Source organism: Fictibacillus arsenicus, assembly GCF_001999465.1.
Classification (GTDB): Bacteria; Bacillota; Bacilli; order Bacillales; family Fictibacillaceae; genus Fictibacillus; species Fictibacillus arsenicus.
Map to the genome: position 1 here is coordinate 681,551 of NZ_MQMF01000001.1, position 14,694 is coordinate 696,244.

Here is a 14,694-nt window from a genome sequence, read left to right on the forward strand (position 1 = left end):
TAAAAAATAATGCTTACGTTCAATTATGTTTAGTGATCATTTCTTCTGCCAGCAGCTCATAAGAACGAATTCGATCCTCATATCGATGTGTAATGGTAACGACCATTATCTCATCGGTCTTATACCGTTCTTTCAGTTTACAAAGCTCTTTTTTCACATGATTAGGAGTGCCAATTATCATCTTGTCACTTGATTCATTGATGATCTGTGACCATTTTTCCATTGAATAGTAACTCTTTGCTGCTTCAATAGAGGGTACTCCTTTGCCTTCTTCACCCTTGTTATTTTGTATTCTCCAAAAAAGCGCGGGCAAAGCTAATTCCTTAGCTTTTTCTGCTGTTTCTGCACAAATAACTGAAACTGCAATAATCAATTTAGGTGTTTTTAGAACCCTCCCTGATTGGAAATGTTTTCGATATGTTTCTACTATTTGTTGTCCTGGCTTATCACTCATAAAGTGACCGAAGGCGTATGCTACACCATTTTTAGCAGCTGAAATAGCACTCTTTTCACTTGTACCCAGAATCCAGGGATCAGGTGGAATTTTTGGAACAGGAGATGCCGAGACTTTAGAAAACATATGATCCGTTGGAAAGTCGTTATAAAGAAAATGAAGAAGTTCTTTAATAGATGCGGGCATTCGACGTACTTGTTCCAGATAATTATCTGATAAAGCCATCGTTGCTTCAGCTGAACCTCCAGGAGCTCGTCCGATTCCAAGATCGATCCTGCCTGGGTAAAGAGTAGCCAGCATGTTATACGTTTCGGCAACGCGGTATGGCCTGTAATGAGGCAACAAAACGGCACCAGCACCGATTCTTATTGATTTTGTGCTGGTGCCGATCACCCCTAGCATCACTTCGGGAGCTGAACAGGTCAATCCAGAGTAGTTATGATGTTCAGCAATCCAATATCTTTCATAGCCTAATCGTTCACCTGCTTTAGCCAATTCCATGGAGGCAATTAATGCTTGTTGAGGAGTATGACCGTAAGAAATTGGTGATTGATCTAATATCGATAATTTCATAATAACTCCTCCCTTCCTTCGTTTTGTTAACTAGTATTTTACGTCAAAAACTATATTTTTACCGTTGACAACGCTTACATACTCTAGTTTAATGTTATCTAAGTTAATTATTAGATTATGCAGGAATCTGGAGACACGAATCAATCCCGTATGAGAGAAGTTTGCGATGTCTTTTTTTATTAAAAATTAGAAATGAGGGATGTGTAATGTCAAAGTGGTTAAGTATAATTTTTACCGTAATACTCGTTTCAATTCTATCGATAAGTGGCAGCCAAACAACAGCGATAGCAAATGATTCATCTGCCAGTGGATTCTTGACAGAAGAAGGACTTCCTCCTCCTGGCGCCAATGATGCTTCCTGCAAGCCGAGTGCCGAGCATCCAGAACCTGTTATCCTCGTCCCCGGAACATTTGAAACGATGGAAAGAAACTTTGTTAATCTAGCGCCCCTGTTAAAAGAAAAAGGATATTGTGTTTATTCCTTAAATTACGGGTATACCGGTGCTGTACCTGCATCTGGTCCTATTGAGGATTCAGCTGCCGAACTTAAGACTTTTATAGATAACGTTTTGAACTTAACAGGAGCCCAAAAAGTTTCTATCGTCGGACATAGCCAAGGTGGAATGATGCCGCGTTATTATATGAAGAACCTAGGTGGAGCTGAAAAAGTAGAGGATTTGATCGGGCTTGTACCATCAAATCATGGAACGGAAGGTGTTGCAGGTCTTACGAAGCTTACATCAACAGGAGCAGATCTTGCATCTTGCACAGCGTGCCAGCAGCAAGCAGCTGGATCGGATTTTCTACTGAAGCTGAATGAATATGACGAAACACCTGGTGATGTCTCATACACAGTGGTCACAACCCGAAATGATGAAATTGTTGTTCCTTTCACCTCAGCCTTTTTAAAAGGAGAGGAAGAGAAGATCACTAATATCACCATTCAGGATTATTACCCATATGATCAGATTGAGCATCAGAACATTGCTCAAGATCCACTTGCTTTTCATTTTGTCTTTGATGCACTCGATTATGAAGGACCTGCAGATCCCCAAAGAGCAGTCGGCATATTTAAGTAACCTAAAAGGGACCTCCAGTAACGGAAGTCCCTTTTAAAATTTATTGAACTGTACTTTCCGTGTGTGCCTGAATAAATTGATCTGCTGATAAAGTGCTTGCTTGATAATTCATCAGCAATTCAGCACCTGATGTCTGAAGTGGGCGGCATAGTGTTTGTAATTCGTCCCACTCCCCGTGCTCAATAGACTTTACTGCAGAAAGAGCCAAATTATACTTTTCATTGTTACCAACTAAAGCTTCAGCCAGCTCATTAGTTATCGGAAGATCTTCAATGATATCTTTCATATTTTTGTTAAGGATCGTGTCGATCAATGAAAACATACCGAACATATAAAGCTGGTTTTTGTTTAATCCAAAAATACGTGATGTTCGCTCAAAGAAAGAAGCTCTCGTTAAGCTCATTTTCAAAAGTTCTGTCTGATTGTCTGCTTTTTTCATGCTGGACATCATAAGGATCATAATCAATTTTTTGATCTCAAAAAGCCCTAGAAGCACCACAGCCTGCTTAATGGAGGTTACTTTACTCTTAAAGAAAAACGTTCCTGAATTCATTACCTTCAACAGCTTATATGAAAGGGATAAATCTTGCTGAATAATGTTGCTGATTTCATCAATATCCGGATCGGATGAACTTAATTTATTCAACAGCTGCAAATAATTTGTTGGGATTGGGTTAATATCTTTCCCATGGAGAATGATGGGCTTACTGAAGAAATACCCTTGAAAGTACTCAAACCCCATAGCTTTGGCTTCTTCATACTCCTCCCTGCTCTCAATCTTCTCGGCAAGGAAAGTTACTTTATGTTTATATGTCTCAACCATATCTTTAATATCTTCCCGGCTCATTGCTAAATAATCAATCTTAATGATATCAATGTACGGAAGAAGCGGTGAAAGATTCCGTTTAAAAGCTACATCATCTAATGCAATGATATATCCTTTGCTTTTCAGCTCTTTGCAAACGTTTAAAATTTCTTGTGTCAGATTCACAGTTTCCAAGATTTCCACCACAATATACTCTGGTGAAATATAAGTAGGTACCCGATTTAATAAAAGGTTCTCTGTAAAATTAATAAAACACTTTTTGCGATCCCCGACTTCCTTTATTCCGATTCCAGCAAAGCTGTTAACCATAACATCCACCGTGGCACTGTCATGGTCTAAGCCTTCATACCTGTTCGCAGTACTGTTTCGATATAAAAGTTCGTAAGCTACAACATTCTCATCTCTATCTAAAATAGGCTGTCTGCCAATAAAAATATCCATTTCTCAATCACCAATTCACTATTTATTGTCTAAGAGTTATTTAAAATTACCTTAATATAGACATCAAACCATAAAATGTAAATAAAGACAATACACATTAAGATGTAAATAATAACCATTTCGTTATGCTAGTTTACATTTGATGGAATAATTCGTGGTAACTTCGACTCAAAAAGGTACTAAAACGTTTCATTGCATCCGTCTTTGGGAACAAAACTTATGTAGTAATCATCTCACAAAGGAGGAAGTCAATGGATAAGCATAACAAAGTAGTAGGCGTTTTCCGTACAGAAGATGATGCAATTGACGCAATCAAAGAATTAAGAGCGCAAGGGTATAACGAAAATGACATCTCGGTAATTGCAAAGGATAAAAAGGAAGTTAAACAAATTCATGAAGAAACAGGCACGAAGGCTCCACAAGGGGCTGCCACTGGAATGGCTACAGGCGGAGTTCTCGGAGGCTTAGGCGGATTGCTTCTTGGAGCAGGAGCACTTGCTATTCCGGGAATCGGACCGATTGTAGCTGCTGGACCAATCGCAGCTGCTCTAGGCGGTGCTGCAGTTGGTGCAGGTGCTGGAGGAATCGTAGGAGCTCTTGTAGGCTTAGGTATTCCTGAGAAAGAAGCGAAAGAATATGAAGAAGCCGTTGAAGGCGGTGATATTCTCGTACTTGTTGATGCCAGTGAAATTGATCGTCACAGACAAGTAAACGATACATTCCGTACGTATCGTTCTACAAATGCTCATCGTTATGAAGATTCTTATTCCAATAAATATTAGAATGGAGGATGATTAAAGATGAAAAACGATACAATGGAAGGCAAGTGGAAACAACTCAAAGGCGAAGCTAAGAAACAGTGGGGAAATTTAACCGATGACGATTACGATCAAGCGCAAGGCGATCGTGAGAAAATGATCGGAAAGATTCAGGAAAGACACGGAAAAACAAGAGAAGATGCGGAACGTGAGTACGATGACTGGCACCGCAGATTCGGACAGTATTAAAAGATAGGACAAACCCCGTCAGATATTTATCTGGCGGGGTTTTTTGCTGTTAATAATCCAGCAGCGAATTAAGTTTATCTTTATTTAGTACCTTAACAAGTTCTACTACTAGTTTTGCGCTGTTTTCCAAATCATTTTTACTGATCATCGAAGTATGGCTGTGTATGTAACGGGCAGCAACACCTACTACGATACTTGGAATACCTTTTTTGAACAGATGGAATTTACCAGCGTCTGTACCTCCGCCAAGCATAACATCTACTTGATATGGAATATTATTTTTCTCCGCAACCTCAATAATAAGATCACGAAAAGCGGTGTGCGGAATCATGGATGAATCCAGGAACGTAATCAGCGGACCTTTTCCTAGCTTTGCTTTATTAGTATTGCCCCCTGGCCCATCCTCAGCCACCCCTACATCAAGTGCAATGGCAACATCTGGTTCCATAATATAAGGTGCTGTAATTGCTCCTCTTAAGCCAACTTCTTCTTGTACCGTTGCACCGCTATATACGGTGTTTGGATGTTCTGCTTCTTGAAGCTGTTTAAGTACGGTCAGTGCGGTATAGCATCCTGCTCGATTATCGAGAGCTTTTGCAAGAATCGTGTCATTATTGGGCATCAGCTCAAATGGACAAATTGGAAGAATAGGGTCACCCACTTTAATTCCCCACTCTTTTACTTGATCTTTATCATTCGCCCCAATATCAATAAACATTTCTTTCATCGGATAAACTTTATTTCGTTCTTCTGGCTGAAGAATATGAGGAGCCTTTGAACCAACGACCCCTGTGAATGTTTTATCTTTTGTCTGTACATGCACACGCTGTGCAAGCAGAACTTGAGACCACCAGCCGCCTAGTGGAACGAAGCGAAGGTAGCCATTCTCCGTAATCTCGCTTACCATGAACCCGACTTCATCCATGTGCCCGGCAAGAAGAATTTTTGGACCATCATCGCCGGATCCTTTTTTCTCCCCAAAAACACTGCCTAAGTTATCAGTAACCAGATGGGCTCCCGTTTTTTCAATTTCCCGTTTCATAATTGCTCTTATTGCTTTTTCAAAACCTGGTGCTCCATTCGTTTCTGTTAACTCTTTTAATAAATCCACCTTAATCACCGTCCTATAGGTATAGGATGGAGAAAAATTAGTAAATTATTACTTATGAATAAAAAGATATGTAAAAGAATACCCTGTTTACGAAAAACAGGGCATACACATATTAAAGTTTAAACCAGCCTCTAGATTCTAAATCAGCACAATTTCTTTTCTTGTGTTGTTTTTTCTTTTTCTTCCAATGATCTTGGCTTGAAGAAGAGGATACTTCTTTACACCAAAGTGAGGATGAACTAGAAGATGAACTTGATGATGAAGATTCTTTTTTACACCAAAACTCGACTGAGCTAGAAGAGGATTCTTTCTTTTTACATTTAGAAGAAGAAGAGGAAGAAGATTCTTTTTTACAATCGTGTTTCTTCTTGCAATCGTCTTTCTTTTTCCCGCAAGGATCTTCTTTTTTACAGCATAAAATTCTGCAATTGCTGCTTTCGTGGTCGCTAAGTTCGCCAGCTTGAGCAATAAAGTTAATGGAACCAATCGGAATCGTAACAATATTTAAGCTTTCTTCTTCAACGATTTGAATAGATGTGCGGTTAACAGCTGTAAGAACGCCTTCAATTTCTTCATCGCCACCATCGTTAACCTTTACTTTGCAATTGATTAACTTCCTTAAAATACCACGGAAAGTATCATTACATACTCTTTTACGATCGTTGTGACAGCAACTTTTGTCAGATACAACTGAAATGTTTCTAACATTGTTTAACGGCAAATAGAATACTTCTCTGTCGTCTGTTTTGATCGCGATAAAATCTCTTCCAACACAGACAAGCTTACCCTCTATTTCAATGTCATCAAACCCTTCGTTGGCTATGACACGCTTACATAAAAACTGTGCTACCTCTCGAGCCGAGAGTGTATTTTTTTTGCAACTCAAAAAATTTCCTCCTGAAAATATTATTGACATCTCTTGTCCATGTATTATATGTAGCACCGCGTTAAAAGGCATAGTTACTTGTCTATATTTCAATTTTTTAAGTCATATGATTTGTTTTTATTAAAAAATTGGCTACAGTGCACGATTGTTTATAAAAAAAGGAAAATAAAAATATACGTATATTTTTTTTAGGAAATAAGACATAAATTAGAACAAGTGTTCTTATTTATGTTATAATTTAGTAAGAATGTTATTTATGTAAGGGAGGATAAAATGGAAAACGTGGAGGCTGCTTATTTAGCTGGGATTATTGATGGAGAAGGCAGTATTACGTTAACAAGAATGCATAGAAATGAATTTCGACGTCCTTGTATTTCTATTGCTTCTACTGACTTAGAGCTTCTTTCTTATATTAATTCAATGGTTAGTAGCAGAATAAACTATAAAAAAAATTATTATCCAGATAAGCATAAAAATTCTTATACTTTAACTATTAAGAGAAAAGAATCTGTTATGTTCGTATTATCAAAAATATTACCTTATTTAAAAATTGAAAGAAAAATAAAACGAACAAAATGGATTCTTAATAATTACAATATAGTTACTCCACGTAATGGAAAATACACACCCGAAATGTTAAAAGCAAAGTTGCTATTTGAAAAAGCTTTTTTTGACATATAAAAAAGACCAACAAATAAATGTTGGTCTGTATCCACCTATGTATTGGTGGAGACGGTGGGACATGTTGTTCCATGCTTTCGTCATGGCACTGACTATATCTTGAACCTGTTATTCAGGTCCCCCGGCGTATTATACGAAATATAAATTTACTTGTATCCAAGCAGAATTTCGTATCCTAGTACTACCAAAAACTCTGGCAGCCTATAAGTCGATACATGGCTGTTGGATTACTCCACATACCACTCGGCATTGCCTTACAGCGGAATTTCCACTGGTTAGGTTTCACCGATAAAGCCGGATTTTCACTTATGTGTTACCACATAAGGCGACTAATCCTAATCGAACCCACGTCCAAAGATATTGGCACTTAAGCTTCTACGAGTGTAGTCGGTTTATTCGCGTTTCGCGAATCCATCTGCCAGCCGACAGGCGTCCAGATCGCTAGCCTGATTATTCTCTTCCATCGTCCTCAGGCGGAGGACAACCGGCGTAGCCCACTAAGAGTGAGTCCCTTACCCTACCACATGGGCGATGGAGGGAGGAACAGCTAAAGTGCTATTACGCAGCTAAAGCTAAGTTGTTGTTTGTTTTGCCAGTTATTGGCTTTGGCGTTTTAACGAGGCCGACCCCCTCGACTCGCAACTTAAGCTCAAACTACCCCTGTCGAATCCGTAACGTCCCCATTATAAAATGGTGTGCAGAAACTTAATTCTGCCGAACCACGGAAAGAGATAAAAGCTTATTTGCTCTTATTCACTTGTGTACTCAGTATAACATTTTTACTACAACGTCTCAATTGTAAGTTCCTGTAAGAACAGCCAATTTAGACTTTTTGACGATCGCGGAAGGCGCGCTCGATTTCCCGCTTTGCATCTTTCTTCTTAAGATCATCTCGTTTGTCATAATGCTTTTTACCTTTAGCTAGACCTATCAAAAGCTTGGCAAAACCATTTTTAAGATACATCTTCAAAGGAACTATGGAATACCCTTGTTCTTTTGTTGCGCCTAAAAGCTTATTTATTTCCTTGCGATGCAAAAGCAGCTTTCGTGTACGAAGCGGATCGTGGTTGTAACGGTTTCCTTGTTCGTACGTGCTGATATGCATATTGTGCAGAAACAACTCGCCGTTTTGTACACGGGCAAATGAATCTTTAAGGTTTGCACGTCCTGCGCGAATGGATTTTATCTCCGTGCCCTGAAGGACAATTCCAGCTTCAAATGTTTCTTCGACGTGGTAATCGTGCCGCGCTTTTTTATTTTGTGCGACTACTTTCCCTTCTCCTTTTGGCATGTAAACTCAATCCTCCCCACAGCAAGTGAACTATAATTATAACAATTTGGTCAAATAACGTCAAGGTTCACCATTTTTGATGAACCTTGATCATCATATCTTTTATTTCTTCTTTTTCTTGCCCTTCTTTTTAGCCACAGGCTTATAAAACGGCTTTTTCTTGCCCTTTTTGGAATCCTGAGGTCCGCTGGAACGATCAGACTCGCTTTTGCGGCTCTTGCTGCGTCTTCCTCGTCCGCTTTTAGGTGTATCGCCGATATCGATAACTTGCTGGCGATCTTTATGACGCTTGCGCGGTGTTCCTTTCATACCGACGATTTCAAAATCAATCGCACGTTCATCAACGTTAACGTTCACAACCCGGATTGAAATCTCATCACCGATTCGGAACACGTTACCTGTTCGCTCTCCGATCATGGCCATAAACTTCTCATCAAAACGATAATAATCGTCTGTTAAGTAGCTGACGTGCACAAGACCTTCAATTGTATTAGGCAGCTCTACAAAAAGCCCGAAATTCGTAACGGAACTGATTACACCATCAAACTCTTCCCCAACTTTATCAAGCATAAACTGGGCTTTTTTCAGCTCGTCCGTTTCACGCTCTGCATCAACTGCGCGGCGTTCCATGGCTGAAGAGTGTTTAGCGATCCCTGGCAGCTCTGCTTTCCAGTGGCTTACCGTTTTTGGGCCGGTATCTTTTTGAAACAGATATGTTCGGATCAGCCTGTGAACGATCAAATCCGGATAACGTCGGATCGGCGATGTGAAGTGGGTATAGAATTCAGTAGCTAAGCCATAGTGACCGAGTGACATATGATCGTATTTCGCTTGTTTCATTGATCGGAGCATGATCTTGCTGATAACCATCTCTTCTGGTTCGCCTCTAACGGTTTCCAAAAGCTGCTGAAGACTGCGCGGATGGATGTCACTTGCAGTACCCTTTAGCGCGTAACCGAACATCCCGATGAATTCCAAGAAACGTTCAAGCTTGCCTTCGTCTGGGTCTTCGTGGATACGATACATGAACGGAAGCTCCAGCTCGTGGAAATGCTGAGCAACGGTTTCGTTAGCACAAAGCATAAATTCCTCGATCAGCTTTTCAGCAACTGAACGCTCACGCAGAACGACATCTTGCGGATCGCTGTTTTCATCTACGAGAACTTTTGCTTCTGAAAAATCAAAGTCAATCGCACCGCGGGCAAAACGCTTTTTACGCAAAACTTCTGCCAGCTCACCCATGAGTTTAAAGAATGGAATTAAGGGCTCGTAGCGCTTCGAAACTTCTTCATCTTCGTCCTGTAAAATTTTCCGCACATCTGTATAGGTCATTCGTTCTGTTGTTTTAATGACACTCGGGAAGATATCGTGTTTGATGACTTCACCGTCATGATTGATTTCCATCTCACAAGAGATCGTCAAGCGGTCAACTTTCGGATTCAATGAACAGATTCCATTTGATAGACGGTGCGGAATCATCGGTATAACCCTATCTACTAAGTACACACTCGTTCCGCGTTCGCGTGCTTCTTTATCAATTGCTGACTCTTCCGTTACATAGTGAGTAACATCAGCAATGTGAACGCCAAGCTTATAATGACCGTTTGGCAGTTTTATTACATGAACCGCGTCATCCAAGTCTTTTGCGTCAGCACCATCAATCGTTACGATCGTTTCATTTCGCAGATCGCGGCGTCCTTCAATGTCTTTCGGATCGATTTCGTCTGGGGTATTGTGTGCTTGTTCTAATGCTTCTTCAGGGAACTCTCTTGGCAGACCGTGCTTAAAAATAACAGAAATAATGTCCACACCCGGATCGTTTTTATGTCCGATAATATGGATGATCTCCCCTTCAGCACTGTTTCGGCCTTCAGGGTATTTCGTTATTTTTACAACAACTTTATGTCCTTCTACAGCACCATTCACGCCGTCTGCTGGAATGAAGATGTCGTTCGGGATTCGTTTGTCGTCAGCCACAACAAAACCGAACCTGCGGCTTTCCTGGAATGTACCGACTACTTCAGTAACACCGCGTTCTAAAATTCGGATAATCGTTCCTTCAGGACGTGATCCTGAAGAGGTATTGTTTAAACGGACTAGAACGGTATCACCGCTCATCGCGCCATTCATGTCTGATTGTGAGATATAAACATCTTTTTGTTCGCTGTCTTCAGGGATTAAAAAAGCAAAACCTTTGGCATGTCCTTGAACACGCCCTTTAATAAGACTCATTTTTTCTGGAAGACCGTAGCGGTTCGTTCGTGTTCTGACTACGGAACCTTCATCTTCTAGTTGGTTTAATGTTAAAACCAGTTCTTTGAAAGCTTCAGCGTCCGAGAGTTGAAGTGCTTCTTCAATCTCGGTTACTGTCATCGGCTTTTCCGATTCTTTCATGAGCTGGAGTATTTGCAGTTTATCCAAAAACTGACCTCCTTTTTTAAGGAAAAGGTTCTATTCAGACCAATCCAGGTCTTCTAGGAATGCATATACATCTTCATGCAATTGTTCTTTTTCCTTGTCTAATGTAATGACGTGTGTTGAATTTTCGTACCATTTTAAATCTTTCTTTTCACTTTCAACTTCGTTATAAATAATATTTGCAGAATCTGTGTTAATCATTTCATCATGTCTAGCCTGCACCACAAACGTAGGTGCGTATACAAGGTCAACTGAATTTCTTACGCTTTGAAGGAGCTCTTGAAGTGCTTTTAGCGTATTCATCGGTGTTTTCTTGAACTCTTCCATTTCTTGTTTAATTTGTTCAGGAGTTTTTTGTTCCCGCTTTTTATATTCTTCGGCGTACTCGCAAACCCCTTTATACATGACTTCCTCGCTTTTGATGTACATAGGTGCACACATGGGTAAAACCGCTTTTACAGGGTGTTCAGTTGCCAGTTTAAGTGAAAATACGCCTCCAAGGGAAAGTCCGACTACTGCAATTTCGTCATACCCTTTTTCTTTTAAGTGATTGTATCCGCCGATTACATCTTCCCACCAGTCATCCGGACCAGTGTGAACTAACTCCTCGGGCGGGACCGCGTGTCCTTTGTATTGAGGTGCGTGACACGTGTAGCCTTTCTTTTGAAGGAATCTCCCCATCATTCTAACGTCCGCTGAACTGCCGGTAAATCCGTGCAGCATGAGGACTGCCCGCTTTCCTCCTTCAAAGAAAAACGGTTTTGGTGCTGTAATTTTCATGCTGTTTCTCTCCTATTCACTCATTAAAAATTGATAAACCTCATCAATAAGCTGATCTTTTTCAACATCATGGCAGATCATGTGCTTCGATTCTTTAAAGTAGCAAATTCGTTTATTGGATGCCGCGATCGTCCCATATAAAAACTCGGCACTTTTTCTTGGTACAAGTCCGTCACACTCTCCTTGTACAATCAGCGTAGGTGCTGAGATCTGTGCTAATTCTGGTTTAAGCATCTTCACTAGCTTTCGAAATTCCCTTGTTGCACTTAAAGGGGTATCAAGCAGCTTTTTTCTGTATCTTTTATAGAGTTCATGGTCTTTTAACTGCCCATTGAACCCTGAGATCATCATATTTGCGATATCTTTAATCATCTGTCCGGGATTAAAATAATACGCACTTGCATTCAAAAGGATTAATTTATCGCAGCCATATTTGGATGCCAGATAACCTGCGATTATTCCGCCCATTGAAAACCCGACAATGTAGATTTTATCGGCTTTTTTTCGAAGTTCCAGATATGCGTTTTCCGCTTCTTGCAGCCATTCTTTGTGTGTTCTGCCCTTTAATGAAAGCTCAGTCCCATGTCCGGGATAAGTCGGAACAGAAAGTATCCAATCGGTATTTTTCTGCAGATATTCTGTGATGGGCTCGATTTCATAGGGTCCTCCGGTAAAGCCATGCAAACAAAGACAACCGATCATGCTACCACCTTTTTGACTTTAGATTACCCTTTTATGTACGTATCAAATCATATCACAACCAATATAAGAAATGGTGAGCCACGGTTTTTGCGCATAAAAAAACAACAAGCGATTGTTTCGCCTGCTGTTCTTAAGTACTGATTAATTTGTAGGTAAGAAATACGCTACTGAAATTGTCAAAATGAAAAATAATACTGCAAGAATCACTGTAAGTTTACTAAGCAATGCATCAATACCGCGTGCTTTTTGTTTACCAAAAAGCTGCTCAGCCCCACCTGTAATCGCTCCAGATAATCCGGCCGAACGACCTGACTGAAGAACAACGACAACAATTAAAGATAATGATACTAAAATAAGAAGGATTTTTGCTGCTGTTAGCATGAATGTTACACCTCCACCGTTCCACGTTACATTACTATAAATGTATCATAGTGGAAGGGACGAGGCAAAGTTTTTTTCTGAACCTTCTTTAATTTGTTCCAGAGTAGTTGAGATTAAATTCCTTATGAAAGATATAAAGCCTGACAGCTTTTATTACGTTAAGCCTTTTATTCAGTAGCCCCACAATTTGAACCGTAACTCCAGACTGAACTGCTTCATCTGGCGCAATATCAAGTGTCTTATCTCCGTCAAGGAACTCTGTTGTGGAGTCCAGCTGTACTCTCATCATCGTTTTTTTATGATGAATCGTAAACATACTTCCTTTTGCTTCTTTCACTTTTCCAACAAAGCTGATTGGATTCAATTTTTCTTGTTTGATTTCTGCACCATCCGAAGATTCTTGTTTAAGTGGCTGCATCATAAACATCCCCTCTTCGCATTATGGGGACATCCCCCATATTCATTTTACTGATCTTTTGGTTGTTTTATGTCTGTTTCTAATGGTGTGTCCTTCTGTGAGGAATAGTAGTTGTCGTTGAATATGGATTTTTTTATAACAACATCTTCATAGTTTTCTGATTTCAAACGGGCTTTTTCACCATTTGTAATCTGCAGGTCATAGGTTCTCAGAATCAAAATAATAAATAAAAGAATAATAAATCCAAAATATAGCTGAAAACGAAATGCCCTGTCTCTTCGATGCTGTACAGTTTCCTCTACCCTCATTTTTACTTCACCACACCTATTTGGAAGAAACATCGATAATTAAGGAGTTTTTTCCTTTTAATTAATTTACTCTCTTTTCATCAACTCTAAAATGGCTTTTACATGATTCTTCTCTCATACGAACATGATAAGTTTCTGAAAATTAAACAAATGTTTAATGAGTCGACGTGACTAATTAAAAAAACCTGCATGAGTTTAAAACTTGTGCAGGTTTCTAAGTGGTCGGAATTTATTTAATTTGCAGCATATAGCCGTATCTTGGAACGGTAACAATAGAATCACCATAAGGTCCTAACTTCTTTCGCAAACGATATACAAGAGCATTAATCTCATCGTTCCCTACATCAGGCAGCGTATTAGACCCTGCTACCATTCTCTCCGGCCAGATTTGAATCTTAATTTCGTCGCTGCTCACAGCCTGATTCTTTTTTCTGTAGAGAAAAACAAGCAGATCCGTATGTTTTCCTGATAAAAATAAAGGTTCACCATCGATCGAGATCTGGCGCCGTTCAGGTATGATGTGCAGACCGTTCGTGATTTTCTTTTCAGTGGGTTCAATTGGTGATGTAAACTCCATCGTTAAGTCTGTTTCTGCTGTTTCGGTATTTAAGTAGGTTAGCAGAACAACACCTTTTGCCAAGCTGATTACATCACCTGATTGCAGCTGTTTGGGTACATTCGCCAGCTTTACATTATTTAGCTCAGTCCCGTGTTTGGAATCCAAGTCACGAATAAAAGGCTGACCATCTTGTATAAAAATTTCAGCGTGATTGCGTGAAACATATGGACTTAGCAATGATATATCTGTTTCATTGGTATGTGATGACCTTCCAAAGGTTAAAAACTCACCTTCAGACTTTAGCGGAATCAAGCTCCCCGTATCATAAGGGTCTCCCGCTTCTATTCGTATGTATAAGCTTTGTTTCATATTAATTCCCCCGTACAAAAACAATAACTTGTTACTAGCATTTTATATGATAATGACTCAAATTAGAAGAAATAAGGATATGGAAAAAATGATAGTATCCTTTATTCCGACATGGCAACAATAACAATGGTGTCTTAATGATACCGCAGAACCTACAACTCAAGATGTCGGAGGGATATTACGATGAATATTCGTGAAGGCTTCATTCCTGCAACTTTAGGAACAGCAGTAACCGCTACTGGTTATGCGCTAAAACAGTCACGCGGTACGAACAAGATGGTTGCCAATACAATCTTTGGTTTTGGTCTTGCTCACGTCGTACTTGGTGTAATTGACCTTGTTGAACATCGCCGTTAGGTTCTAATTTTTTTGAATGAAGGTGCCCCGAAAGTTTTTGCTTTTGGGGCATT

The 14,694-nt window shown here is 39.8% G+C and carries 17 protein-coding genes and 1 other RNA gene; 5 read left to right on the forward strand and 13 right to left on the reverse strand.

Going from position 1 to position 14,694, the window contains the following annotated elements; all coding sequences use genetic code 11:
• Positions 1-19: 19 nt before the first annotated feature.
• Positions 20-1,027: an LLM class flavin-dependent oxidoreductase gene (locus UN64_RS03355; protein ID WP_077359703.1), complete on the reverse strand. Its 1,008-nt coding sequence runs from the start codon at positions 1,025-1,027 to the stop codon at positions 20-22.
• A 206-nt stretch (positions 1,028-1,233) separates the two neighbouring features.
• Between UN64_RS03355 and UN64_RS03360 the strand changes: the two genes are divergently transcribed.
• Positions 1,234-2,106 (forward strand): esterase/lipase family protein, encoded by an 873-nt coding sequence (locus UN64_RS03360; protein WP_077359705.1) that lies wholly within the window; start codon positions 1,234-1,236, stop codon positions 2,104-2,106.
• 40 nt (positions 2,107-2,146) lie between these two features.
• Here the strand turns inward: UN64_RS03360 and UN64_RS03365 are convergent, their stop codons facing one another.
• Positions 2,147-3,373, reverse strand: coding sequence for an EAL and HDOD domain-containing protein (locus tag UN64_RS03365; RefSeq protein WP_077359707.1), 1,227 nt, complete (start codon positions 3,371-3,373; stop codon positions 2,147-2,149).
• Between the two features lie 251 nt (positions 3,374-3,624).
• Here UN64_RS03365 and UN64_RS03370 point away from each other — a divergent pair, with 251 nt between their 5' ends.
• Positions 3,625-4,155: a YflT domain-containing protein gene (locus UN64_RS03370; RefSeq protein ID WP_077359709.1), complete on the forward strand. Its 531-nt coding sequence runs from the start codon at positions 3,625-3,627 to the stop codon at positions 4,153-4,155.
• A gap of 18 nt (positions 4,156-4,173) precedes the next feature.
• Entirely contained in the window at positions 4,174-4,380 is a 207-nt protein-coding gene (locus UN64_RS03375; RefSeq protein ID WP_066292496.1) for a CsbD family protein, read from the forward strand.
• 49 nt (positions 4,381-4,429) lie between these two features.
• On the opposite strand, the gene UN64_RS03380 is transcribed toward UN64_RS03375, so the two are convergent.
• The gene (locus UN64_RS03380) at positions 4,430-5,491 is read right to left on the reverse strand and encodes a M42 family metallopeptidase (RefSeq protein WP_139343007.1); all 1,062 of its coding nucleotides are present in this window, start codon (positions 5,489-5,491) and stop codon (positions 4,430-4,432) included.
• A gap of 112 nt (positions 5,492-5,603) precedes the next feature.
• The gene (locus UN64_RS03385) at positions 5,604-6,377 is read right to left on the reverse strand and encodes a hypothetical protein (protein ID WP_077359711.1); all 774 of its coding nucleotides are present in this window, start codon (positions 6,375-6,377) and stop codon (positions 5,604-5,606) included.
• 273 nt (positions 6,378-6,650) lie between these two features.
• Between UN64_RS03385 and UN64_RS03390 the strand changes: the two genes are divergently transcribed.
• Entirely contained in the window at positions 6,651-7,058 is a 408-nt protein-coding gene (locus tag UN64_RS03390; RefSeq protein WP_077359713.1) for an LAGLIDADG family homing endonuclease, read from the forward strand.
• 336 nt (positions 7,059-7,394) lie between these two features.
• Here the strand turns inward: UN64_RS03390 and ssrA are convergent.
• The 9 genes from ssrA to UN64_RS03435 all read right to left on the reverse strand — a co-directional run bounded on the left by ssrA (position 7,395) and on the right by UN64_RS03435 (position 14,284).
• Positions 7,395-7,732, reverse strand: a transfer-messenger RNA (tmRNA) gene (gene ssrA / locus UN64_RS03395).
• A gap of 149 nt (positions 7,733-7,881) precedes the next feature.
• Positions 7,882-8,349 carry an SsrA-binding protein SmpB gene (gene smpB, locus UN64_RS03400; protein ID WP_066292503.1) on the reverse strand — a complete coding sequence of 156 codons (468 nt, stop codon included), beginning with the start codon at positions 8,347-8,349 and terminating at the stop codon, positions 7,882-7,884.
• Between the two features lie 102 nt (positions 8,350-8,451).
• Positions 8,452-10,770 carry a ribonuclease R gene (gene rnr / locus UN64_RS03405; RefSeq protein ID WP_281249320.1) on the reverse strand — a complete coding sequence of 773 codons (2,319 nt, stop codon included), beginning with the start codon at positions 10,768-10,770 and terminating at the stop codon, positions 8,452-8,454.
• Between the two features lie 30 nt (positions 10,771-10,800).
• Positions 10,801-11,547, reverse strand: a complete 747-nt coding sequence (locus UN64_RS03410; protein ID WP_077359715.1) for an alpha/beta hydrolase — start codon at positions 11,545-11,547, stop codon at positions 10,801-10,803.
• 12 nt (positions 11,548-11,559) lie between these two features.
• The gene (locus UN64_RS03415; protein WP_077359717.1) at positions 11,560-12,249 is read right to left on the reverse strand and encodes an alpha/beta hydrolase; all 690 of its coding nucleotides are present in this window, start codon (positions 12,247-12,249) and stop codon (positions 11,560-11,562) included.
• A 141-nt stretch (positions 12,250-12,390) separates the two neighbouring features.
• Positions 12,391-12,630, reverse strand: coding sequence for a preprotein translocase subunit SecG (gene secG / locus UN64_RS03420; RefSeq protein ID WP_077359719.1), 240 nt, complete (start codon positions 12,628-12,630; stop codon positions 12,391-12,393).
• Between the two features lie 88 nt (positions 12,631-12,718).
• The gene (locus UN64_RS03425; RefSeq protein WP_077359721.1) at positions 12,719-13,051 is read right to left on the reverse strand and encodes a hypothetical protein; all 333 of its coding nucleotides are present in this window, start codon (positions 13,049-13,051) and stop codon (positions 12,719-12,721) included.
• 44 nt (positions 13,052-13,095) lie between these two features.
• A complete protein-coding gene (locus tag UN64_RS03430; RefSeq protein ID WP_077359723.1) occupies positions 13,096-13,356 on the reverse strand; it encodes a hypothetical protein in 261 nt (86 codons plus the stop codon).
• 229 nt (positions 13,357-13,585) lie between these two features.
• Positions 13,586-14,284 (reverse strand): FHA domain-containing protein, encoded by a 699-nt coding sequence (locus UN64_RS03435; protein WP_077359725.1) that lies wholly within the window; start codon positions 14,282-14,284, stop codon positions 13,586-13,588.
• Between the two features lie 183 nt (positions 14,285-14,467).
• Here UN64_RS03435 and UN64_RS03440 point away from each other — a divergent pair, with 183 nt between their 5' ends.
• A complete protein-coding gene (locus UN64_RS03440; protein WP_077359727.1) occupies positions 14,468-14,641 on the forward strand; it encodes an asparagine synthase in 174 nt (57 codons plus the stop codon).
• Positions 14,642-14,694: the final 53 nt, after the last annotated feature.